Origin of the sequence: Geobacillus subterraneus (assembly GCF_001618685.1) — a bacterium.
GTDB classification, from domain to species: domain Bacteria; phylum Bacillota; class Bacilli; order Bacillales; family Anoxybacillaceae; genus Geobacillus; species Geobacillus subterraneus.
In genome coordinates, this window is sequence record NZ_CP014342.1 from 2,314,855 (window position 1) to 2,337,166 (window position 22,312).

Below are 22,312 nucleotides of genomic sequence, written 5' to 3' on the forward strand. Positions count from 1 at the left end.
TTGCTTCTCCCCCTTACTTTCGTTAAATGCCGGTCGCATGACTGCCGCCGTCAACGACAAGAAGCGCGCCGGTGACAAACGCGGATGCCGGCGAAGCGAGGAACAAGACGGCGCCTTTTAGGTCATCTTCACCGCCAAAGCGGCCGAGCGGCGTATGTTCCAATACTTTTTGACCGACTTGCTCAAGGACAACGCGCGACATTTTCGTCGGGAAAAAACCGGGGGCAACCGCATTGACGCGAATGCCGTGTTTTCCCCATTTAGCAGCCAAATCGCGCGTAAACGTAATAACCGCCCCTTTGCTCGTGTTGTAGCCGATCGTATTTAAAATATCGGGATGCGTGCCGCCAAGGCCGGCGACGGAAGCGATATTGATGATAGCGCCGCCGGTTTGCTTGGCAATCATCACTTTGCCGGCCGCCTGGCTCATCAAAAACGTGCCGGTGACGTTGACGTTGATCACCTTTTGCCACGCTGCAAGCGGCATCTCCTCGACCGGCGCCCCCCATGTCGCCCCGCTGTTGTTCACCAAAATATCGATTCCCCCGAATTCTTTCGCCGTCGTTTCGACAACATGGTTTACGTCATCCGGATTCGTCACATCGCACGGCAAAGCAAGCGAGCGGACGCCGAGCCGTTCAATTTTTCCTTTTACTTGTTCACACGCTTCCACCTTGCGCGAGCAGACGACGACGTTCGCCCCGGCTTCAGCGAGGCCGATGGCGATCTGTTCGCCGAGGCCTCGCCCACCGCCGGTGACGATGGCTGTTTTTCCTTCAATTTTAAATAAGTCGAGCACATGCATAAGACGCCACTTCCTCCCCCATGTTATTGATACTGACGCAGTTCAAGCTTTGCCACTTGCTCTTTATGCACTTCATCGGGTCCGTCGGCCAAACGGAGCGTGCGCGAGTTCGCCCACAGGGCGGCCAGCGGGAAGTCGTTGCTCACCCCGGCGGCACCGAACGCCTGAATGGCGCGGTCGATCACTTTTAAGGCGACATTTGGAGCGACCACTTTAATCATGGCAATTTCTTTGCGCGCGACCTTGTTGCCGACCGTATCCATCATGTACGCTGCTTTCATCGTCAACAGGCGCGCCTGCTCGATTTCGATGCGCGACTGGGCGATCCACTCGCGGATCACGCCGTGCTCGGCGAGCGGCCTGCCGAACGCCACCCGCGACTGCACGCGCCGGCACATGAGCTCAAGCGCCCGCTCCGCCGCCCCAATGAGACGCATGCAATGGTGAATCCGCCCCGGGCCGAGCCGCCCTTGGGCGATGGCGAACCCTTTTCCTTCACCCCAAATGATGTTTTCTTTCGGCACCCGCACGTGGTCATATGTAATCTCCGCATGGCCGTGCGGCGCATGATCAAAGCCAAACACCGGCAGCATCCGTTCAATTTTCACCCCCGGCGTATCGAGCGGGACGATGATCATCGACTGCTGTTCATGTTTTGGTGCGTCCGGGTTCGTTTTGCCCATGACGATGGCGACTTTGCAGCGCGGGTCGCCGGCGCCGGACGACCACCATTTCCGGCCGGTAATGACATATTCATCGCCGTCGCGGATGATCGACGCCCGAATGTTCGTCGCATCGCTTGACGCCACATCCGGTTCGGTCATCGAAAAGCATGAGCGGATTTCCCCGTTTAAGAGCGGGATGAGCCATTTTTGTTTTTGTTCCTCGCTTCCGTAGCGGACGAGCACTTCCATGTTGCCGGTATCCGGCGCATTGCAGTTGAACACTTCCGGAGCGATGAGCGACCGGCCCATAATTTCGCAAAGCGGCGCGTACTCGACGTTGGTTAAGCCGGCTCCGTATTCACTGTCCGGCAAAAACAAGTTCCAAAGCCCTTCTTTTTTCGCTTTTTCCTTCAGTTCTTCGATGATCGGGGGTACGCTTGACCATCTCGACTCTTGGGCGTTCAGCTGCTCCTCGTACACTTTTTCATTCGGATAAATGTACTCCTCCATGAAAGCGCTTAATTTTTTGATCAGCTCTTGGACTTTCGGCGAATAGGAAAAGTCCATGCCATCCCCTCCCTTTATACTAACCGGTTAGTATGTGTCCCCTTATTTTTACTATACCTCTACAGAAAGAAATATTCAATATTTTTTGATAAATATGTTTAACATCAAAAAATGGGGCGAAACCGCCCCATTTTACTCCGGAATGTAGCGCTTATATAACGCCTGTGTGCCGCTGTTTTCCTCGCCGGCTTGCGCCAGTTCTTCGTACATCGATTTGGCGAGCGCTAGGCCGGGAAGCGGCAAATTCATTCGTTCCGCTTCTTCAAGCGCAATTTTCATATCCTTAATGAAATGTTTAATGTAAAACCCGGGCGCAAAATCGCCGGCGAGCATGCGCGGCGCCAAGTTGCTCAACGACCAGCTGCCTGCCGCCCCTTTAGCGATGCTCTCAAGCACGCGGAGCGGGTCGAGTCCCGCCTGCTTCGCATACGCCATCGCTTCGCAAACGCCGATCATATTCGTAGCAATGGCGATCTGGTTGCACATTTTCGTGTGCTGGCCGGCTCCGGCTTTTCCTTGCAGGACAATGTTCGTCCCAAGGCGCTCGAGAATCGGCTTGCACGCCAAAAACACCTCTTCATCGCCGCCGACCATGATCGTCAGCGTCCCTTCGCGGGCGCCGATATCCCCGCCGGACACCGGGGCATCCAACGCGTGGATGCCTTTTTGCTTTGCCGCTTCGTAAATGGCTTGCGCTAGCGTCGGCGTCGAAGTGGTCATATCGATGACATACGTTCCCGGCCGCGCCTGCTCCAAAATTCCGCCCTCGCCGAAATACACTTGCTCAACATCGTACGGGTAGCCGACCATGGTCATGACAACGTCCGCTTCCTTCGCCAAATCGGCGACCGTTTCCTTCCATACCGCCCCTTCTTCAAGCAAGTCGAGCGCCTTTTCCTTTGTCCGTGTATGAACGAGAAGCGGGTAGCCCGCTTTTAATAAATGGCGCGCCATGCTTTTCCCCATGACGCCAAGGCCGATAAACCCGATCGTTTTCATGCTGCCTCTCCCCTTCTGTCCGTTTTGTCTAAACGGCTGGCGAACATCACTGTGCCCTGCCACTCAGCGGTTCTCAAAAACGACAGAGCGCTAGATTCAAAAAAAGTTTCCCCGTGAACTACCCCCACTTAATTTTCTAGCGAAAATTTGAAGTGGGGGCTTCCAAAGAAGTTTGACTGCTTCAAGCAATCCTTATTCTTTGAGGCGTGTCCACTTCGCCGCTAGAGCATAAGACACTCAGGTCTACAGCTTTACTTTTCTTTAAGATGTTTAATGCGCCATTGACATCAGCATTAATTAGTTTGCCAGACTTTGTTCGATACAAGCCGCGCTTAATACGTTTGCCGCTGAACTTATATTCTTTTGGATTGTCGGCATTATATTCAGGAATTTCATCGCCGTCAAAAAAGCTGGCTTGAGACGTATAGGATTCTTCCTGTTTCAAGAATTCAATGCCGTAAAATTCACAAAGATATTCTAGTTTTTCTTTTATGTTACCGAGAGGAATATTGACAAAGTTTTGATTTGTCTTTTTTCCTAGATTAATATTGCGTTGTAATGTTTCCGCATAGCCAATGACAAGTTTGCCAATTTGATTTTCAATACAGTAGTTAATGATGTAACGGCAAGTCTTGTTGATATAATCATTCACTTTATTATTGCGATTCATAGCAAGCAAAGCCTGTTTACGAGTGGTGCCTTTGATTTTTTGCTTATCTTTTATGCTTTGAAGTCTGGCATTTTCTTTGTTAAACCATTGATTTATACTTTTTAATCTCCGCCCATCAATGATGAATGATCTGCCGTCTGATGTGACACAAGTGGCAAGATTGTTTAATCCTAAATCAATGGCCAGTGCTTTTTGGTCATTTAATTCTCTTTGATCTTCAGGCATTTCATATTTGTACTGAATCTCAAAGAACCTGGCATGATGCTTAGGAATGATTTCAATCTGCTTAATCTTTTTGTCCAGTAACACAGGCGGAATCGTTATCGTGATGGGCTTGTGAGTCTTTTTAAATAGGCGAGAATACGGTATCGTGAATTTGTTGCCGTCTATACGAATCTGGCCAATGATCAGTGAATGAAAGCCATCTTTTTTAAGATATTTTGGAATACTGATAGCCTTGTAGTCATATTTCCCTTGTTTGGCAAGACTGATCAAACCAAAGAAAGATTTAAAGGCTTCATTGACCTTTTTTAAAATTTGCTGTGCCATGTTGCTGTTTAACAGCTTATAGTTTTCGTTAGTTTTTGCAAGGTGATAGTTTTTCTCATAATTAAGAAATTCCTTGTGTTCAAAATAGTATTGTCTGACATTGTACAATCCGACGTTGTACATGTTCTTGGCAATATGGCACAGTTCTCGAAGAGTCAAGTATTCTTCTTTGGTCAAACCATTTAGCTGTTGTTTGATACAAAAATACATGTTTTCACCTCCCATCTAACTATATGATACTATATTTTACTGAATCTATCCTATTTTCAGCAAAATATAGTTAAGGCGATTCATCTCCCACTTACTCCGCTTCGCTTCGTTGAAGTGAGAGTCTTCTCGCCTAATTAAGATAAAAATCCTTCCCGTCCCCCGTACGAATACTAAACCGGGGTTAAATCGCTTTCACCATGCCGCCATCGACGATCAACGCCTGCCCGGTGACGTACGAGTTTGCCTCCGACAGCAAAAAGACGACAACGTTGGCAAACTCCTCAGGCGTTCCGTAACGGCCGAGCGGAATGGCGCTTCTCATGCGCGCTTCCATTTCCTCTTTCGTAATGCCGAGCTTTTCCGCGTTCACCTTGTCTAAAAAGGCGACCCGTTCCGTCGCGATCCGTCCGGGAGCGACTGTGTTGATCAAAATATTGTCAGGGGCGAACTCCGCCGCAAGCGTTTTCGTCAGCCCGACAATCCCGGTGCGGAACGTATTGGACAAGATGAGCCCCGGAATAGGCTCTTTGATGGACGACGAGGCGATATTGACAATTTTGCCGCCTTTTTTCTTTAAATAAGGCAGCGCTTCACGAATCAGCCGAATGTAGCTCAATAAATTGAGCTCGAACGCGTATTGCCAGTCTTCGTCGCTCACTGTTTCGAACGTTCCCGCCGGAGGGCCGCCGGCGTTATTGACAAGCAAATCGATCGTTCCAAACGTCTCCACCGTTGTCGCGACAAGTCGACGGATGTCATCCGCTTTCGTCACATCGGCGCGCACATAAGCGACGCGCCCCTTATGTAAACTGCTCAGCTCCTCGGCGACTTCCTGCAGTTTTTCCTCATTCCGGCTTGTAATCATCACGTTCGCTCCTTCAAGCACAAGCGCCCGGGCAATCGCCTTGCCAAGCCCTTGGCTTGAGGCGGCAACCAACGCCGTTTTCCCGGCCAATCCGAACTCCATGGTCATCCCCCCCGAAAAAAATAGTCATAACAAATAACAATATTCGCGCTCGTTCGCCATTTTCCTTCTTTACGGATCCGCGAAAAAAAGCGATTCGCCTAGCGAATCACTTTTTTCCTTCCATTAGCTCCCGAAAACGTTTCATCCCTTCTTCCACTTCAAGATGGTCAACGTGGAATGGGCCACGGTTGGCCGACTGCAGCGGATCAGCATCGCTTCGCACCCCGATCGCCTTGGCGCCGTCGGCAGTCGCATCATTGATGATGCTTTCGCGGGCGCCGTCGCGGTAAAACTCGTGCGGATGGTCGTTTCGTCCGCGCTCTGGCATATAATCCCCTCCCTCTAGAAATGTTGATCTATCAAGGCTTTTCGGCCTCTCAGGGGTGTCCAAAAAATATTTTTCGACAAAATCCCTTACATCCTTTTTCAGTTTTGTGGATATCTTACAGACCTAGGGTGCGCTTCGCGGCCACGGCTGGTTATATTTTCCTGCCGCGGGGGGAAGCATATTCGATGCACCCTTTGGATCTCCGCGTCGCTGATGAGGACGAACCCTCCCATGTCTCCGGGCGTCTTCGCGCCAACATTCCCTCGTTCGGTCTCGTCATCAGGCGGAGGCCGGCCAAGCTCCTTTAGGGACTCAAGGTCGAATGGATGAAATCACGCCAGCTTCTCCGGTGTCATCTCGTTGTCCAACGATTCTTCCGTTCGCAGGGGGGAGGCCTTAGGCCGCCCGTTGCACCTGGGACAAGACGTCCTGTTTCATTCGCTCCGCGTCAAACGCTTGTTTCTTCGTACAAATCGCAAACAGCACATTCAACAGCTTCCGGCACAAGGCGACGATGGACTGCTTTCCGGTCAGCGGATTGACGGATCGGGTCGTATAATACTCATGCAGCTCGCGAAACGCCTCGTTATGCCGAATCAGCGGAATCATCGCCCGAAACAGCACCGAGCGCAACCGTTTCCGTCCCCGTTTGGAGATGTGCTTTTGCCCTTTGCGCTGGCCGGAGGAGTTCTCCTTGAGCGTCAGGCCCGCCAACTTCACCAATTGGCGCGGGTCCCGATAATGGGCGAAGCTGCCGATCTCCGCCAGCAGATCGATGATCGTGGCGTCTCCCAACCCGTCGACCGTTTTCAACCATTGGTACTCCATCGTCGTTTGAACCAATGCCTTCAACTCGGCGTCCAGTGCAGCGATCTCCGCCTCCAATTGGCGGTATCGGCGGACGAGCGCGGCGATCTCAAACCGGGCCATCGCTGTCCCTTCCGTCACCCCAATCGAGTCCTTCGCGGTGTTGATCAACGCCTGAATTTTGGCCTTCTGCGGGCATTTCATCCCTTCGCTTTGCCGGTACACCTCAAGAAGCTCCTCCACCGTCCGGCCGGCCATATCAGCCGGAAGCGGCGTCCACTCCAACACCGAAAGCGCCGTTTTCCCCAAGTCACGAAACACGGTCCAAAACTCTGGAAAATACCGATCCGTCCAGCGGACGATCGCGTTTTTCACCGCCGTCTGTTCCTTGCGGAGCTTCTCTTTGAGCGTGCTCCCCACGCGCAAATCGGCTTCAATCTCGTGCAGCAGCCGGGGAACGAGGAATCGTCCGTCTTTTGCCAGTCTGGCAATGACCAGGGCGTCTTTGGCGTCGTGTTTCGTCGGCAGGTTGTCATCAAGTTCTTTCGACCGGCACACATGCGCCGGGTTGACCATGACCAACGGGATCCCGTGCTCCTCGAGGAAGTAGGCCAGGTTCAACCAGTAGTGCCCGGTCGGCTCCACGGCGACGATCACCTCTGACTTCCCGAACGCTTGCATCGCCCCCTGAATCGCTTTATACAGCTGTTGAAACCCCTCTTTCGACTGGAAGATCGGGAACGATTTGCGAAGCACGCGCCCCCGGTCATCCACGAAGCAGGCGTAGTGGGTTCGTTTCGCGATATCAATACCCACGACAAGCGTTTGTTCGGTTACTTGATCAATTTTATAGTTTTGTGTACAATTCATCTGAAGTCCTCCTTGGTATGGTGAGTGATGTGGTTGATACCCCTGCATCATACCAAGAGGGCTTTTTTTGATCAAGTCCCCGGAAAAGCTCCTAACGGGAATGCTCCTTTTTGACGGTAGTTTTCCGTCAAACAGGGAAGTTCATTCGCCGCGCTGTGCCGTTTCGCTGATAAAAACGAGGAGCCCGCACGCCGCGGACTCCTTTTTTCGGTATTAACTTTCAAGCAATAAGTCTTCCGGATTTTCGATCAAGTCTTTCACCGTTTTTAAGAACCCAACCGCTTCCTTGCCGTCAATGATGCGGTGATCGTACGACAGGGCGACGTACATCATCGGACGGTTTTCAATCCGCTCCTCATCGATGGCCACCGGACGCAGTTTGATCGAATGCATCCCTAAAATGCCGACTTGCGGACCGTTTAAGAGCGGGGTCGATAAAAGCGAGCCGAATACGCCGCCGTTTGTGATCGTAAACGTGCCGCCTTGCAAATCGGCGAGCGACAGCTTGTTGCTGCGCGCTTTCGCCGCTAATTCAGCGATGTCCCGCTCAATTTCGGCGAAGTTTTTCCGGTCGCAGTCGCGCACAACCGGAACGACAAGCCCCTCATCGGTCGAAACGGCCACGCCGATGTCGTAATATTTTTTCAGCAAAATTTCATCGCCTTGAATTTCCGCGTTGACGTACGGATATTTTTTCAGCGCCGCCACGGCCGCTTTGACGAAAAACGACATAAAGCCAAGGCGGACGTCATGCTCTTCAAAAAACTTGTCTTTTTTCCGTTTGCGCAACTCCATGACCGCTGACATGTCGATTTCGTTGAACGTCGTCAGCATCGCGGTCGATTGCGAAACTTCAAGCAGCCGCTTGGCGATCGTTTGCCGGCGGCGCGACATTTTTTCACGGATGACCGGCTTGCCGCTTTCCGCTGCGGGAGTCGGCGTTGGCGCCGAAACGGGCGCCGCCGTCGGAGCCGGTTGCGGCGCCGCTTGTAGAACAGCGGCCGGCTGGGCGGCAAATGAAGCAACGTCCTGCTTGCGGACGCGCCCAAGCGGATCAACGGTCGGCACTTGCGTCAAATCGATCCCTTTTTCGCGCGCCATTTTTCGGGCGGCCGGCGAAGCGACCGGGCGTTGGCCCGGCGCTTGGGCGACAGCGACCGGCTGCGGCGCCTGTTGCTCGGCGCGGTCAGCCGGCATGACCGTTTCCGTTTCGTCAACCGGCTTTGTTGCGGCCTGCGGGGCAGCGGCTGGTGCTGCAGCCGCTCCCTCGCCGATGATGGCGATCGCTTGGCCGACGGCGACCGTGTCGCCTTCATTCGCCAGCAGCTGCTGCAAAACGCCCGACTCTTCCGCCATAATTTCGACGTTCACTTTATCCGTTTCCAATTCACAAATCGACTCGCCTTTTTCCACATAGTCGCCCGGCTTTTTCAACCATTGAGCGATGGTGCCTTCGGTGATGGACTCTGCTAGTTCCGGGACTTTGATCTCAGCCACGTTGATGCCCTCCTCAAACGTTCAATCATCGTTCATATTTCGTTAATGCACAGCGAATAATGCGCTCCTGCTCTTTCCGGTGGACGACCGGATCGCCTTCCGCCGGACTCGCCCGCCGGCGCCGCCCGATATAGCTGACATCGACGCCGTCTGGAGCAAGGGCCCGCAGGCGCGGCTCCATATACGTCCAAGCGCCCATGTTTTTCGGCTCCTCTTGCACCCAAACGAGCTCTTTTACGTTCGGGTAACGCGCGATAATCGCCTGCACCGCTTCTTCTGGGAACGGATACAGCTCTTCAACGCGCACGACATGCAGCCAGTCAAGCCCTTCCATTTTGCCGATTTGTTCCGCTAAATCAATCATCAGCTTGCCAGTGCCAAACACGATCCGCTCGACCTTGCTGGGGTCCGTCCCTAATCCCGGCTGCTCGAGCACCGGCGAGAATACGCCATGAACAAGCGCTTCGGCGTCGGATGCCGCCAGCGGATGACGGAGCAAGCTTTTCGGCGTCATTAAGACGAGCGGGCGCACTTCTTCTTTTTGCAGCAGCGCCGCTTGCCGGCGCAAAATATGGAAATATTGCGCTGCCGTCGACAAGTTGGCGACCGTCCAGTTGTTTTCCGCCGCCAGCTGCAAAAACCGCTCGACGCGGCCGCTCGAATGTTCCGGCCCTTGCCCTTCATAACCGTGCGGCAAGAGCATAACGAGCCCGGACTTTTGCCCCCATTTTGCCCGTCCCGACGAGATAAACTGGTCAAACATGACTTGCGCCATGTTGGCGAAATCGCCAAACTGCGCTTCCCAAAGCACGAGCGTTTCCGGTGCGTACACGTTGTAGCCGTATTCATAACCGAGCACAGCCGCCTCAGTCAACGGGCTGTTGTAAACGACAAACGAAGCTTTCGCGCCGCTGATATGATGAAGCGGAACGTACTCTTTGCCCGTTTTCACATCGTGCAGCACTAAATGGCGCTGGGCAAACGTGCCGCGCTGTGAATCTTGGCCGGTGAGGCGGATCGGCACGCCATCTTGCAAAATCGTCGCAAACGCCAACGTTTCCGCGTGCGCCCAGTCGATTTTGCCATTTTGCATAAATACGCCGCTGCGCCGCTTTAAAATGCGCTCAAGCTTGTTAAAGACATGGAAGTCAGCCGGGAACTCGAGCAGCTCCTCATTGATGCGGTGAAGCACGTCTTTCGCCACGCCTGTTTTCACTTCCGGAAGCCGAGCGACGACCGGTTTCGGTGGATCCATAATGAAATCGAGTTCCTCTTCACTTTTCGGCACCCGTTCATAAGCAATTTTCAACCGTTCGGCCACTTCCTGTTCCATTTCTTCGACTTCCTGCTCGGCGATGATCCCCTTTTCAATCAGCTTTTGCGCATACAGCTCGCGCACGGTCGGATGCTGGTGAATGATGCTGTACATGATCGGGTTCGTCGCCATCGGCTCATCCATTTCGTTATGGCCGAAGCGGCGATAGCCGATCAAGTCGATGACAAAATCTTTTTTAAACCGCTGGCGATACGCAAACGCCAAGCTTGCCGCCGCCAGGCAGGCCTCCGGATCGTCGGCATTGACATGCACAATCGGCACTTCAAACCCTTTCGCCATATCAGAAGCATACGTTGTCGAACGGGAATCGTAACTTTCCGTCGTAAAGCCGATCATGTTGTTGGCGATAATATGAATGGCTCCGCCGGTCGTATAGCCGCGCAGCTGGCTTAAGTTGAGCGTTTCAGCCACAATGCCTTGCCCCGGGAAAGCAGCATCGCCATGAATTAAAATGGCAAACGAAGCCTCTGTCTTTTGCTCCGGCACGCCCGGTTTGGTCCGGTCTTCTTGCGCGGCGCGCGTATAACCGAGCACGACCGGATTGACGACTTCAAGATGGCTCGGGTTGTTGGCGAGCGTAATTCGCATCGTATGGGCGCTTTGATTGCGTAGCCGGCGCGCTGCCCCCAAATGGTATTTCACGTCGCCCGTCCAGCCGTAGGTGATGGCCACCGCTCCTTCAGACGGAATAAAGTTTTTGCTCTCCGCATGCTGAAACTCGGCGAAAATCATTTCATACGGCTTGCCAAGCACATGCGCAAGCACGTTCAGCCGGCCGCGGTGCGCCATGCCGATGTTGACGGCGTCAATCTCCTGTTCGATCGCCTGGCGAACAAGCTCATCAAGGAGCGGCACCATGGCGTCAAGTCCCTCAATCGAAAAGCGCTTTTGCCCGACATACGTCCGGTGGATGAATTTTTCAAACCCCTCCACTTCCGTCAGGCGGCGCAACAAGGCGACCCGCTCTTTGTTCGCCAAGCTCGGATAGTACGCTCCGGACTCGATTTGCTGGATGAGCCAGTTCCTTTCCTCTAGATTATGTACTTGCGAGAATTCAAAGGCGATTTTATCTGTATAGATTTTGCGCAAGTGCATGATGGCATCCCAGCCGTTTTTGACATGCGCCGGGGCATGCGGACAAAGAAATGCGACCGGAATGCGCTTTAAATCTTCCTCCGTCAAATCATACTCATCAAGTTCGAGGCGGCGCAGCTTTTTCTCCTCTTTCACAATCGGGTTCGTATCGGCGGCCAGATGGCCATAATGGCGAATGCTGTCCGCCAATTTGACGGCGGCGACAAGCTTGCTGAACACGGTCGGTGTTTCCGGCAGCCGGAACGTTTGATGCGTCTGCGCCGCTTCGTGATCCGCAGGAGAAACCGGCTCCTCGACGACCGGCGCCCCCCATTGTTCAAACAATTGTTTTAGTTCCGGATCGACGCTGTCCGGGTCATCGAGATACTGTTCGTACATTTCGATGACATAGCCGAGGTTCGGCCCGTAAAACTGGCTCCACGGTTGAGCGTAGTTCGTCTGTTTTGCCATCGTGAAAAAACCTCCAACTAGTTTTCGTGTCCCTCGGGTCAGCCGGCGGCGGTGATTAAGACGCCGCGCCCCCATTTGGCTACCATTATTCCCGAATGAACAACAAAATAACTGTATAAACGTTTTCACTGTTTATTTTAGCACTATTAGCCGCTAAAATCGACGCAGAAACTTAAAAAAATTCAACTCATTATCATTGTATGAATAGTGTGAATAGAAAAAATAATAATGTCCGTTTGAGAGGCAGCCGGCTAAACGGCGGTCACCGCACGTCCGCAGCCTGGCTGCGCCAATGAAAAAACGCAGCCGGACAAAGGCTGCGCTTTTTTATGAGAGCTTGAATTTTTCCACAAGCTGCTTCAACTGCCGACTCATCTCGCTTAACGTTTCGGCTGATTCGGTCACTGTCGCAAGCGCCTGCAGCTGGTCATCAGCCGAAGCGGCCACTTCTTCTGCCGCTGCCGCCGATTGCTGGGCAATGGCAGCAATGTTTTGCATCGCGCCAATCACATCGTCTTTGCTTCCGTTCATCCGCTTCGCTTCTTCCATCACAGCGGTGAGCGCAGCGGTTAATTGTTCCATCATGCCGGTGATTTTCATGAACGAATCGCCGGTCGTATGCACCGCTTCCCGCTGTTCGTTGTACGCTTGCTTGGAGCGGCCGACGGCCTCGATCGCCAATCCGGCTTGCTGCTGAATGGCCGCAATGGTCGCACGGATCATTTCGGTCGCTTTGGCTGACTGTTCCGCCAGCTTGCGCACCTCGTCGGCGACAACGGCAAACCCTTTGCCATGCTCGCCGGCGCGCGCTGCCTCAATGCTCGCGTTTAACGCAAGCAAGTTCGTCTGTCCGGAAATGGCGGTAATCGTTTGAATGACTCCATCAATTTCATCCATTTTTTTGACCAGATCGCTAATGACGTTTTCTACCGCGGACAGCTCGTGTTTCGCTTCCTCCGATTTTTGCTGCAAAACATTTAAATGTTCTAGGCCGTCGTAGCTGGCCGTTTTCGTGTCGTTCGACAGCGATCCCATGCCGGCTGTCGCACTTGTGACCGCTTCAATTTGCTGTGACAATGCCGACGTCTGCTCATTGATCGTATCAAGACTTCCGGCTTGATCGGTCGTCCCTTTCGCAATTTCACCGATCGCTTTCGCCACTTGTTCGCTTGTTGCCATCGTTTCTTCCGAGACGGCACTTAAATGGTCGGCTGAAGCCGCCAACTCGTTCACCGATCGGTTCACTTCACCGATCAGCGCGCGCATATGCCCGATCATGTCGTTGAAATGGCGGGCGAGGCGTCCGATCTCATCTTTTGCCGCTACACGCGCCTGCACCGTTAAATCACCGGCTGCCGCCTTTTCGACTTGCTCTTGCAGAACAATAATCGGTTTCGTAATCGAGCGCGCCAAAAAGTAAATGACAACAAGCGCCACAATGAGCGCGATCACCGTAATGACGAGCATGTTCATCCCAAGCGAGCGGCTCATCGCCGATAAATCTGCTTCCTTATAGACAGCGCCTATTTTCCAGCCAAGTTCCGGAACCGTCGTAAAATACATGACCAGCTGTTCACCGTCTTGCTCGTATTGCCGCATTCCTTTTTCATGTTCGAGCATATAGCGAACCGCCGCGTTTTGTGCCATGTTTTTTCCTTTATATTGCGGGTGGACGACCGCCGTTCCTTTTGCATCAAACAACACCGGATAGCCGTGATAGCCAACGTCGCTCGCATTGACAATTCTCGTCACTGCATCAAGCGTCATGTCAATGCCGATCACGGCCAAGATGCGGCCGTTTTCGCTCACTGCCTTGGCCAATGTCACAACATGTTTGCCTGTAATCGCATCGACATACGGTTCTGTCCACACGACTTCGTCCGGCTTCTCCATCGCTTTTTTATACCATGGGCGGCTCGTCGGATCATATCCATCCGGAAGTTCCGTCGTCGGCGTAATGTGCATCTTCTTCCGCTCCGTGCCAATATAGATGAACTGCACATTTTCATGAACGCGCAAAAACGTGCGGAACTGCTTTTCCAGCTGCGGCCATGCTTTTTCGTCTTGAATCATTTGCATCGCCGACGGTGATTCGCTGAACTGCATTAGGCTGTTCTCCTCGCTTTGAAAGCTGTCGCGGATATCGCCAAGCAGCCCGTCGAGCGCCGCCTGCGCCCGCTGTTTGACATCAGCGTCAACGAGCTGCCGCATTTGCACAACACCGACGAGCTGCGTTGCCGCCAACGATAGAATCAATAATAAGGCCATCAAGACAATCAACTTGCTGCGCAATGTCCGGAACACTCGCTATTTCTCCCCTCTGTTTCCGATTTTTGTCGAACCATGTTCCATTATAAAAGGACGATAGTCCCGCGTCTATAGGATTAGCTTCTTATTCATACATAGCGGGCGGCGGCGGGCGGAACAATAAAAACAGGCAGGTGAATAGCGATGGGTGCCATTGAACATGAAGGCTATCGATTCGAAATCGAATACAGCGTCCTGTTGCAAAAAGGAGCACTGCACGTCTACCGTGACGGTGAATTGATCGAGGAAATTGTCTTTCCGTTTCACGGCCAAAAGCCGGACGAACGGCAGATCGAAGCGTTGGTCAGCGAATACGTTGAACAACACGCCCACAGCCGCTAACAGCGGCTGTTTTCTTTTCGGCGAAAATCCCGCCGGCAAGCGGTGAGTTTCATCCCCGGGTCGAGGGCAAACCGTTGCCCATGGATGTTTTCTTGGCGTTTTTTCTAGGTTTCGGTTATGATGAAGGTAAAACGAACGAAAGGGGGATCGGCGTGTACAAAAAACGGCTATACGTCTTTGACGGCGATACGCCGCGGCAAGCCGTCATCCGCAATTATACGAAAAACGATTTTTCCGCCCTCATCCGCGTGCAGCAGGAAAGCTTTCCGCCTCCGTTTCCGTCCGACCTGTGGTGGAACGAGGCGCAGCTTGAAAACCATGTCACCTTGTTTCCCGAAGGGGCGCTATGCGCCGAAGTCGATGGGCGCATTGTCGGATCCATGACCGGGCTCATCGTCGACTTTGACCCGAACCATGCCGACCATACGTGGGAAGAAATAACCGACGGCGGTTATATTCGCAACCATCGCTCGGACGGCAACACGCTTTATGTCGTCGACATTTGCGTTTCCCCGCCGTACCGGAAGCTCGGCCTTGGCAAGTGGCTCATGCAATCGATGTATGAAGTCGTCGTTCATCTCGGGCTCGACCGGCTGCTTGGGGGCGGACGGATGCCTGGTTATCACCGCTATGCGAACGAACTGTCCCCGGAAGAGTACATCCGCAAAGTGACGGCCGGTGAGTTGAAAGATCCGGTTATTACGTTTTTGCTTCGCTGCGGGCGCACACCGCTTGCCGTTGTCCGCAATTATTTAGAAGACGAAGAATCACTCAACCATGCAGTGTTAATGGAATGGCGCAACCCGTTTAAGCAAATATAAGGAAAAATTTTCAATCCTGAAAAGAAAGGAATCGCCGGCGGCAGCCGCGAATAAGAAAAGGAGAACATAGACGGAAAGGAATCGCTATCGATGAGACCGATTTCCTACAGCGATCCGCTCGCTCCTTTACTCATTCGCAATGAACTGTTTTCCTTGCTGCCGGCGCACACCCGCCATCTGACCGTTGTTTGCATCGGCAGCAACCGCATTAACGGCGATAGCTTAGGTCCGTTTGTCGGCACGCTGCTTGAGAATGTGTATCCGGATCATCTAACCGTCATCGGCACGCTGCAAGAGCCCGTCGATGCCACCAATCTCCGCTTCGTGCATGAGCGGCTGAACGAACGCGGCTCCTACGTGCTGGCGATCGACAGCATCGTCGGTCCGCGCCCGTTTGTCCATACGATCGCCATTCGCCCCGGCGCGCTCGCTCCCGGCACGGCGCTTGGCAAATCGCTCCCCCGTATCGGCGATGTAAGCATTATGGGCGTGATGATGGAAGAAACAGCTGATATGAGCACGCTGCCGTATACGAATTTGCACATTGTTTATCAAATGGCGAAAGTCATCGCCTTAGGCCTCTCGTTAACGGTCCGGCAACGGTATGGCTACGAATCGTCCGCCCCGCTTTTGGCGTAAATAGAAAAGGCGCAGCGAACACGAATGTCGCCGCGCCTTTATTTAGGCGATATGGAACGTTTGTTTGATAAACGCCACAACTTCCTCCGCCGTGCCGAGCGACAGCACCGTCTCTTTGATGCCGGCCGCCTCTTCTTTCGACAGCTGTTTCAACTGGGCGCGCGCCGGCAAAATCGAAGTGGCGCTCATGCTGAACTCATCAAGCCCTAAAGCAAGCAAAATCGGAATCGCAATCGGGTCGCCGGCCATTTCCCCGCACATGCCAACCCACTTCCCTTCGCGGTGGGCAGCGTCGATGACGTGGCTGATGAGCCGTAAAATCGCCGGATTGTACGGTTGATATAAATATGAAACGCGCTCATTCATCCGGTCGGCGGCCATCGTATATTGGATTAAGTCGTTCGTGCCGATGCTGAAAAAGTCGACTTCTTTCGCGAACTGATCGGCCATCACCGCCGCCGCCGGGATCTCCACCATCATGCCGACTTCAATGTCCTCGGCGACCGGCGCACCTTGGCGGAGGAGCGCCTCTTTTTCTTCAAGCAATATCGCTTTCGCTTGACGGAATTCCTCAAGCGTGGCAATCATCGGAAACATGATCTTCAAATTGCCGTGTACGCTCGCCCGCAGCAAAGCGCGCAGCTGGGTGCGGAACATGTCTTGCATTTCTAGGCAAAGGCGAATCGCCCGGAACCCTAAAAACGGGTTCATTTCTTTTGGCAAGTTTAAATACGGGAGCTCTTTATCGCCGCCAATGTCAAGCGTGCGGACGACAACCGGCTTGCCATTCATTTGTTCAAGCACCGTTTTGTAGGCGGCAACCTGCTCTTCCTCCGTCGGCAGCTCCGAGCGGCCCATATATAAAAACTCCGTCCGATACAAGCCGATGCCTTCCGCTCCGTTAGCAAGCGCCCCTTTTACATCGTCCGGCGTGCCGATGTTGGCCGCCAGCTCGACGTGTACGCCGTCGGCCGTCACCGTCGGCTCATGGACGAGTTTCGCCCATTCCGCTTTTTGCGCTTCATAGCGGGCTCGTTTTTCTTCATAATGGGCGAGCCGCTCCGGCGACGGATTGACAACAACTTGTCCATCAAGCCCATCGATGACGACGATGTCGCCGTTTTTCACTTCCGCCGTCACCGCCTTCGTGCCGACGACGGCCGGGATTTCGAGCGAGCGGGCCATAATGGCCGAATGCGATGTCCGTCCGCCGATGTCGGTCGCAAACCCCTTGACATATTGCCGGTCGAGCTGCGCCGTATCGGACGGCGTCAAATCTTCGGCGATAATGACGACTTCTTCCGAAATCAAACTCGGGTTTGAAATCGTGACGCCAAGCAAGTGGGCAAGGACGCGCTTCGTGACATCGCGGATGTCGGCAGCCCGCTCCTTCATGTATTCATTGTCCATTCCTTCGAACATGGAAATGAAAAACGATGCCGTTTCGTCAAGCGCATACTCGGCATTCACTTGCTCTGTTTGAATTTTTTCTTTAATCGGGTTCAAGAGTTCCGGATCATCAAGCACAAGCAAATGGGCAGCAAAAATGGCAGCTTTGTCTTCGCCGAGCTTCTCTAACGCGTGCTGTTTAATCGCCTCGAGCTCTTCTTTCGCCTTGGCGACCGCCGCCTCGAGCCGCGCCACTTCCGCCTCAGCGTCGGTGACCGATCGTTTTTCAGCCGCCAAATGAGGGGCTTCTAAGCGGTATGCCTTGGCAATGGCAATACCGCTTGATGCAGCAATCCCATGAATGGTTTTTTCCATTACTCAGCAAGGCCTTCTTTCGCCAACGTGTCCGTTAACGCTGCCATCGCCTCTGCTGCATCGGCCCCTTCTGCCGTAATTTTAATCGTTGCCCCTTTCGGAATGCCTAACGACATGACGCCCATGATCGATTTCAAGTTGACGGTTTTCCCGTTGTATTCGAGCTGGATTTCGCTGTTAAATTTGCTCGCGGTTTGCACTAAAATCGTCGCCGGACGGGCATGGATGCCAGAGTCTGAAGTCACTTTAAACGTTTTTTCCATCGTTCATCAATCCCCTTCTTCATCATTTTTCTTTGCCATCATACCAAATGCATGGGCGAGGGAGCAACGGAAAACGCTTGTCCCTCCCTCGCATCAATGATGGACAGGCCGTTCAGCCGATTTCAACGACACCGTCTTCGCCTTGAGCAACCGCACCTTGCTTTTTGACGCGCACCACTTCACCGGCTTGCAAGTTCGTGAAAATGATCGGTGTAACAATGGACGGCGCGTTATTTTTCACATAGTCGAGATCGACGCGCAAAATCGGCTGCCCTTTTTTCACTTCGTCGCCTTCCTTGACGAGCGCTTCAAATCCTTCGCCGTTCAGTTTCACTGTATCAATGCCGAAGTGGATTAACACCTCATGCCCCCCGACCGACTCGATGCCAATAGCATGCTTTGTCGGGAATACGTTGATGATTTTCCCATCGACCGGGGAGACGACCGTGCCATCCGTCGGCATGACCGCGAAGCCGTCGCCCATCATTTTTTGTGAAAATACTTGATCCGGCACGTCGGCGAGCGACACGATTTCCCCGGCGAGCGGCGAAGCGATTGCTTCCGCCCGCGCTGCAGCCGGCGCCGCTTCCTTCGGCTCTTCTTTCGTTTTTACCGGTGCTTTTCCTTGCATAATATCGTGAATTTGTCCCTTTAAGATGTCCGACTTCGGACCGAAAATCGCTTGCACGTTGTTGCCGACTTCGAGCACACCGGCAGCGCCGAGCTCTTTCAGCCGGTCTTTATCGACTTGGCCGATGTCGCGGACCGACACGCGCAAGCGCGTAATGCACGCATCCAAATGTTCGATATTTTCCTTTCCGCCAAGAGCGGCCAGCACTTCATACGGCAAATCGCCGGCCGCCGCTTCCGCTTTTGGCGCTTCGTCGCCCGTTTTTTCACGGCCTGGCGTCGCCAAGTTCCATTTGCGAATCGCAAAGCGGAACCCGAAGTAATAAATGACAGCAAACGCCAATCCGACCGGAATGACAAGCCACCACGCCGTCCGGTTCGGCAGGACACCGAACAGCAGGAAGTCAATGACCCCGCCGGAGAACGTCATCCCGATTTTGACGTTCAACATGTGCATGATCATAAACGATAGCCCGGCAAAGACGCAATGAACGGCAAACAAAGCCGGAGCGACGAACAAAAACGAAAACTCGATCGGTTCCGTAATCCCGGTTAAAAACGACGTCAGCGCCGCTGAGCCCATGATGCCGGCGACAACTTTTTTGTTTTCCGGACGCGCTTCATGATAAATCGCGAGCGCTGCTGCCGGAAGACCGAACATCATAAACGGGAACTTCCCGGTCATAAACGTGCCGGCTGTCAGCTCCACACCGTCTTTTAGCTGTTCGAAAAAGATTTTTTGGTCGCCGCGCACAATTTGGCCGGCCTTATTGACATATTCACCAAACTCATACCAAAACGGTGAATAAAAAATATGGTGGAGGCCAAACGGGATCAATGCCCGTTCGATCACACCGAAAATGAACGCTGCAACCGTTCTGTTCGCATCAATCATGTTGTGCGAAAACGCATTTAACCCGTGCTGGATCGGCGGCCAGACAAACGTCATAACAATGCCAAGCACAACAGCAGTAGCCGCTGTCACGATCGGCACGAACCGCTTGCCGGCGAAAAAGCCGAGATATTGCGGCAGTTCAATATTAAAATATTTGTTGTACATATACGCGGCCAAAATCCCGACGATAATCCCGCCGAACACGCCCGTTTGCAGCGTCGGAATGCCGAGAATGTTGGCGTAGGACGGGTCAGATCCGACCATATCGGCGGTTACGCCTAAAACGACGCCCATCGTGACGTTCATAATTAAGTAGCCGATGATTGCCGCCAAGCCTGCGACCCCTTCACCGCCGGCAAGACCGATCGCCACACCGACGGCAAACAGGAGCGACAAATTAGCAAAAACAATGCCGCCCGCCTGTTCCATGACGTTTGCGATCAGCACGATCCAGTCGGCTTTTAACGCCGGAATTTTGTCGGTGAGCGCCGGGTTTTTCAATGCGTTGCCGAACGCCAGCAAAATCCCTGCCGCCGGCAAAATCGCCACCGGGAGCATGAGCGCTTTCCCGACTCGTTGCAACGTGCCAAACGCTCGTTTCATCCTCACGACCTCCTTTAAGTTTCCTTTTCTTAAGTTTTGCAGCAAACGGCGGATTCATGTACTGAAAAATGGACGGGCAATCATTTTTTAGACAAACCGAGGGCAATAAAAAAGACACGAATAAAGAGAGACAAAAGAACGCTTACAACGGCCCGAATGCAAACATTCGGTCGTTGCCGCCCTGTTTTGTCCTCTTTACTCATGCCTGATCGAATCAGTAACACGTAAAGCGAGACAATGTTATCCCGTTATGCCGCTCTTTTTTTCCGCCAGCCGCTGCAAATGCAACGTCAAATAGACCGCCTCGGCATCATCAGCCGGCAGATGAAGTGTTTGCTGCATGACTTTAACTAACTTCCATGCTAGATTATAGCATAGCGGGTAAGTCTCTTTCAAGATTTTCGACAAATTTTTTGGCTCTTCGACTTTTTCGCCTCTTTTCATCCGATCGATCGCATAGCGCAAATGACGGACGAAACGCAAATAGTGGATGCTCTCACGGTCGATGTCGACGCCCAGCTGTCGTTCGACCATCTCGACGAGCTTAGCAATGAGCTGAGAATATTGATTCGCTTCCGACAGGCTTTGTTTTGAAATCGCACTATGAATATGAAGGGCGATGAAGCCAGCTTCCCCTTCCGGCAGTGCGACCCCAAGCCGATCGCCAATCAGCTCGGCCACTTCAACAGCGATTTCGTACTCAAGCGGATACAAACTTTTCGTCTCGGCCAAAAACGGGTTTTTGACGTCCAACCCTTGCTCGAGCCGCTTTAGCGTAAACGCGATATGATCGGTCAGCGCGACGTGGATGTGTTCGTTTAACGGTACGCCGACGCGCCGCTTAATATGTTGAATCACCTCGTTCATGAGGGCGATAAACTCTTCGCTCAATTCAGGGAGCAGTTTTTTGTATTGTTCTTGTTCGCGCTCATTTTTGAGAACAAAACACTTTTCTACGGCGCTCTCCGCAATTTCATCCCCCCTTTTTTTGCCAAAGCCGATCCCTTTGCCAAGCAAAACGACTTCGCCATACGCTGGGTGGGAAGCGATTAGCACATTGTTATTGAGCGCCTTTTCCACACGAAACGGCTGTTCCATCAAGCTCCCTCCTTTCCATGACGCTTGCCCGTTATTCATTACGCGACTAATTATAAACCGGAAATGCCATCCTGCTCAATGAAAAAAGATGGCGTTTTTTTGGATGGGACGCCGCCCTTCTTTCCATACTATAGAGGGCCAAGCCAAGAGAGGGGGATTGATATGCCATACGTTTCCATTAATGAGCGCGTCCGCCTTTATTATGAGGAAAAAGGGGAAGGGCCGCCGCTTTTATTCATCCACCCCCCGGGGCTAGGACATATCATTTTCCGCCAGCAAGAGCCGCTTGCCCGTCATTTTCGCCTGATTTTGTACGATATGCGCGGAAATGGGAGAAGCAGCCCATCGGACGCGCCGATCACCGTCCCGCTGCTTGCGGATGACGTTTCCATATTGCTCCGCTTCCTTGGCATCGAGCGCGCCATCGTTTGCGGCTATTCCAACGGCGGATCGATCGCGCTCGATTTCGCGCTTCGCTATCCGCAGCACGTCGAGCAACTCGTTTTGATCGGCGGGTTTCCGGAAGTGTGCACGCCGCTTTTGTACGGTGAGTTTTGGCTTGGCATTTCGGTCGCCAAACTAGGGGCCTTCTCTTTGCTCTCCTCGGCGCTCGCCATCGGGCATGGAACGAACCGGCGCGAACCGAAGCTGTTCAAACAGTACGTCCGGCTCGCTGACAAACGGGATTTAGACACCACGTACCGGGCTGGGCTTGTCTACTGCTGCACGAGACAGCTGTCTTCCCTGCGCTTGCCCTTGCTGCTCATTTACGGGGCGCGCGACCGTTACATCCATCCTTATATCGCCATGTTCCGCCGTTATGTGCCGCACGCCGACGTCGTGTTTATCGATCGGGCCCGTCATCAAATCCCGACTAAACATAGCAGTGAATTAAATAGCATCCTGCGGGTGTACAGCCGGCGGAAATCACTGGAATGAAAGGAGGGAAAATGGATGTCCAAAAAAGGAAGGCAAAATAAAGTCAGTCAGGAAGTAGCCAATCCGACCGTTTCGAAGGCGGAAGCAGAATTGGCAAAAGACAGCATCGATACAGCAAAACAAGCGAAGAAAAACCGCTCATAACGACCACGGGGGTGTCTCAAAAGCAGCGGGACACCCTCGCGAACTTCGCCAA

General features: G+C 53.0%; 19 protein-coding genes. 5 read left to right on the forward strand and 14 right to left on the reverse strand.

The genetic code is table 11. From position 1 onward, the window contains the following. Positions 1–22 precede the first annotated feature (22 nt). From GS3922_RS11345 to GS3922_RS11390, 10 genes are all read right to left on the reverse strand, one after another. Positions 23–805: an SDR family oxidoreductase gene (locus GS3922_RS11345; RefSeq protein ID WP_063166454.1), complete on the reverse strand. Its 783-nt coding sequence runs from the start codon at positions 803–805 to the stop codon at positions 23–25. 23 nt (positions 806–828) lie between these two features. Next, entirely contained in the window at positions 829–2,037 is a 1,209-nt protein-coding gene (locus GS3922_RS11350) for an acyl-CoA dehydrogenase (RefSeq protein ID WP_063166455.1), read from the reverse strand. A 132-nt stretch (positions 2,038–2,169) separates the two neighbouring features. Then, entirely contained in the window at positions 2,170–3,036 is an 867-nt protein-coding gene (locus tag GS3922_RS11355; protein ID WP_063166456.1) for an NAD(P)-dependent oxidoreductase, read from the reverse strand. A 181-nt stretch (positions 3,037–3,217) separates the two neighbouring features. Further along, positions 3,218–4,465 (reverse strand): RNA-guided endonuclease InsQ/TnpB family protein, encoded by a 1,248-nt coding sequence (locus GS3922_RS11360; protein WP_063166457.1) that lies wholly within the window; start codon positions 4,463–4,465, stop codon positions 3,218–3,220. A gap of 181 nt (positions 4,466–4,646) precedes the next feature. Further along, on the reverse strand, positions 4,647–5,432 hold the full coding sequence (locus GS3922_RS11365) for an SDR family oxidoreductase (RefSeq protein WP_063166458.1): 786 nt from the start codon (positions 5,430–5,432) through the stop codon (positions 4,647–4,649). 106 nt (positions 5,433–5,538) lie between these two features. Continuing rightward, on the reverse strand, positions 5,539–5,760 hold the full coding sequence (locus GS3922_RS11370) for a hypothetical protein (RefSeq protein ID WP_063166459.1): 222 nt from the start codon (positions 5,758–5,760) through the stop codon (positions 5,539–5,541). A 396-nt stretch (positions 5,761–6,156) separates the two neighbouring features. Further along, on the reverse strand, positions 6,157–7,437 hold the full coding sequence (locus GS3922_RS11375; protein ID WP_012749092.1) for an IS110 family RNA-guided transposase: 1,281 nt from the start codon (positions 7,435–7,437) through the stop codon (positions 6,157–6,159). 213 nt (positions 7,438–7,650) lie between these two features. Further along, positions 7,651–8,934, reverse strand: a complete 1,284-nt coding sequence (gene odhB / locus GS3922_RS11380) for a 2-oxoglutarate dehydrogenase complex dihydrolipoyllysine-residue succinyltransferase (RefSeq protein WP_063166460.1) — start codon at positions 8,932–8,934, stop codon at positions 7,651–7,653. Between the two features lie 25 nt (positions 8,935–8,959). Then, on the reverse strand, positions 8,960–11,815 hold the full coding sequence (locus tag GS3922_RS11385) for a 2-oxoglutarate dehydrogenase E1 component (protein ID WP_063166461.1): 2,856 nt from the start codon (positions 11,813–11,815) through the stop codon (positions 8,960–8,962). 327 nt (positions 11,816–12,142) lie between these two features. Beyond that, the gene (locus GS3922_RS11390; protein ID WP_063166462.1) at positions 12,143–14,119 is read right to left on the reverse strand and encodes a methyl-accepting chemotaxis protein; all 1,977 of its coding nucleotides are present in this window, start codon (positions 14,117–14,119) and stop codon (positions 12,143–12,145) included. 147 nt (positions 14,120–14,266) lie between these two features. On the opposite strand from GS3922_RS11390, the gene GS3922_RS11395 reads away from it, so the two are divergent. The 3 genes from GS3922_RS11395 to yyaC all read left to right on the forward strand — a co-directional run bounded on the left by GS3922_RS11395 (position 14,267) and on the right by yyaC (position 15,924). Next, positions 14,267–14,464, forward strand: a complete 198-nt coding sequence (locus GS3922_RS11395) for a YbxH family protein (RefSeq protein WP_063166463.1) — start codon at positions 14,267–14,269, stop codon at positions 14,462–14,464. A gap of 152 nt (positions 14,465–14,616) precedes the next feature. Beyond that, positions 14,617–15,285, forward strand: coding sequence for a GNAT family N-acetyltransferase (locus GS3922_RS11400; RefSeq protein WP_063166464.1), 669 nt, complete (start codon positions 14,617–14,619; stop codon positions 15,283–15,285). 90 nt (positions 15,286–15,375) lie between these two features. Beyond that, positions 15,376–15,924: a spore protease YyaC gene (yyaC, locus tag GS3922_RS11405; protein ID WP_063166465.1), complete on the forward strand. Its 549-nt coding sequence runs from the start codon at positions 15,376–15,378 to the stop codon at positions 15,922–15,924. A 42-nt stretch (positions 15,925–15,966) separates the two neighbouring features. Here yyaC and ptsP read toward each other — a convergent pair whose 3' ends face one another. The 4 genes from ptsP to glcT form a co-directional block, all read right to left on the reverse strand. Then, the gene (gene ptsP / locus GS3922_RS11410; protein WP_063166466.1) at positions 15,967–17,688 is read right to left on the reverse strand and encodes a phosphoenolpyruvate--protein phosphotransferase; all 1,722 of its coding nucleotides are present in this window, start codon (positions 17,686–17,688) and stop codon (positions 15,967–15,969) included. Then, the gene (locus tag GS3922_RS11415) at positions 17,688–17,951 is read right to left on the reverse strand and encodes a phosphocarrier protein HPr (RefSeq protein WP_063166467.1); all 264 of its coding nucleotides are present in this window, start codon (positions 17,949–17,951) and stop codon (positions 17,688–17,690) included. The genes ptsP and GS3922_RS11415 overlap by 1 nt, the downstream gene beginning before the upstream one ends. A 112-nt stretch (positions 17,952–18,063) precedes the next feature. Then, positions 18,064–20,079: a glucose-specific PTS transporter subunit IIBC gene (gene ptsG / locus GS3922_RS11420; protein WP_063166468.1), complete on the reverse strand. Its 2,016-nt coding sequence runs from the start codon at positions 20,077–20,079 to the stop codon at positions 18,064–18,066. Between the two features lie 240 nt (positions 20,080–20,319). Further along, positions 20,320–21,177 (reverse strand): glucose PTS transporter transcription antiterminator GlcT, encoded by an 858-nt coding sequence (gene glcT, locus GS3922_RS11425; RefSeq protein ID WP_063166469.1) that lies wholly within the window; start codon positions 21,175–21,177, stop codon positions 20,320–20,322. Positions 21,178–21,339: 162 nt separating this feature from the next. On the opposite strand from glcT, the gene GS3922_RS11430 reads away from it, so the two are divergent. After that, complete coding sequence (locus GS3922_RS11430; RefSeq protein ID WP_063166470.1) at positions 21,340–22,116, forward strand: alpha/beta fold hydrolase; 777 nt, start codon at positions 21,340–21,342, stop codon at positions 22,114–22,116. Between the two features lie 15 nt (positions 22,117–22,131). Beyond that, the gene (locus GS3922_RS18365; protein ID WP_257722308.1) at positions 22,132–22,260 is read left to right on the forward strand and encodes a hypothetical protein; all 129 of its coding nucleotides are present in this window, start codon (positions 22,132–22,134) and stop codon (positions 22,258–22,260) included. The last annotated feature ends 52 nt before the right edge of the window (positions 22,261–22,312 follow it).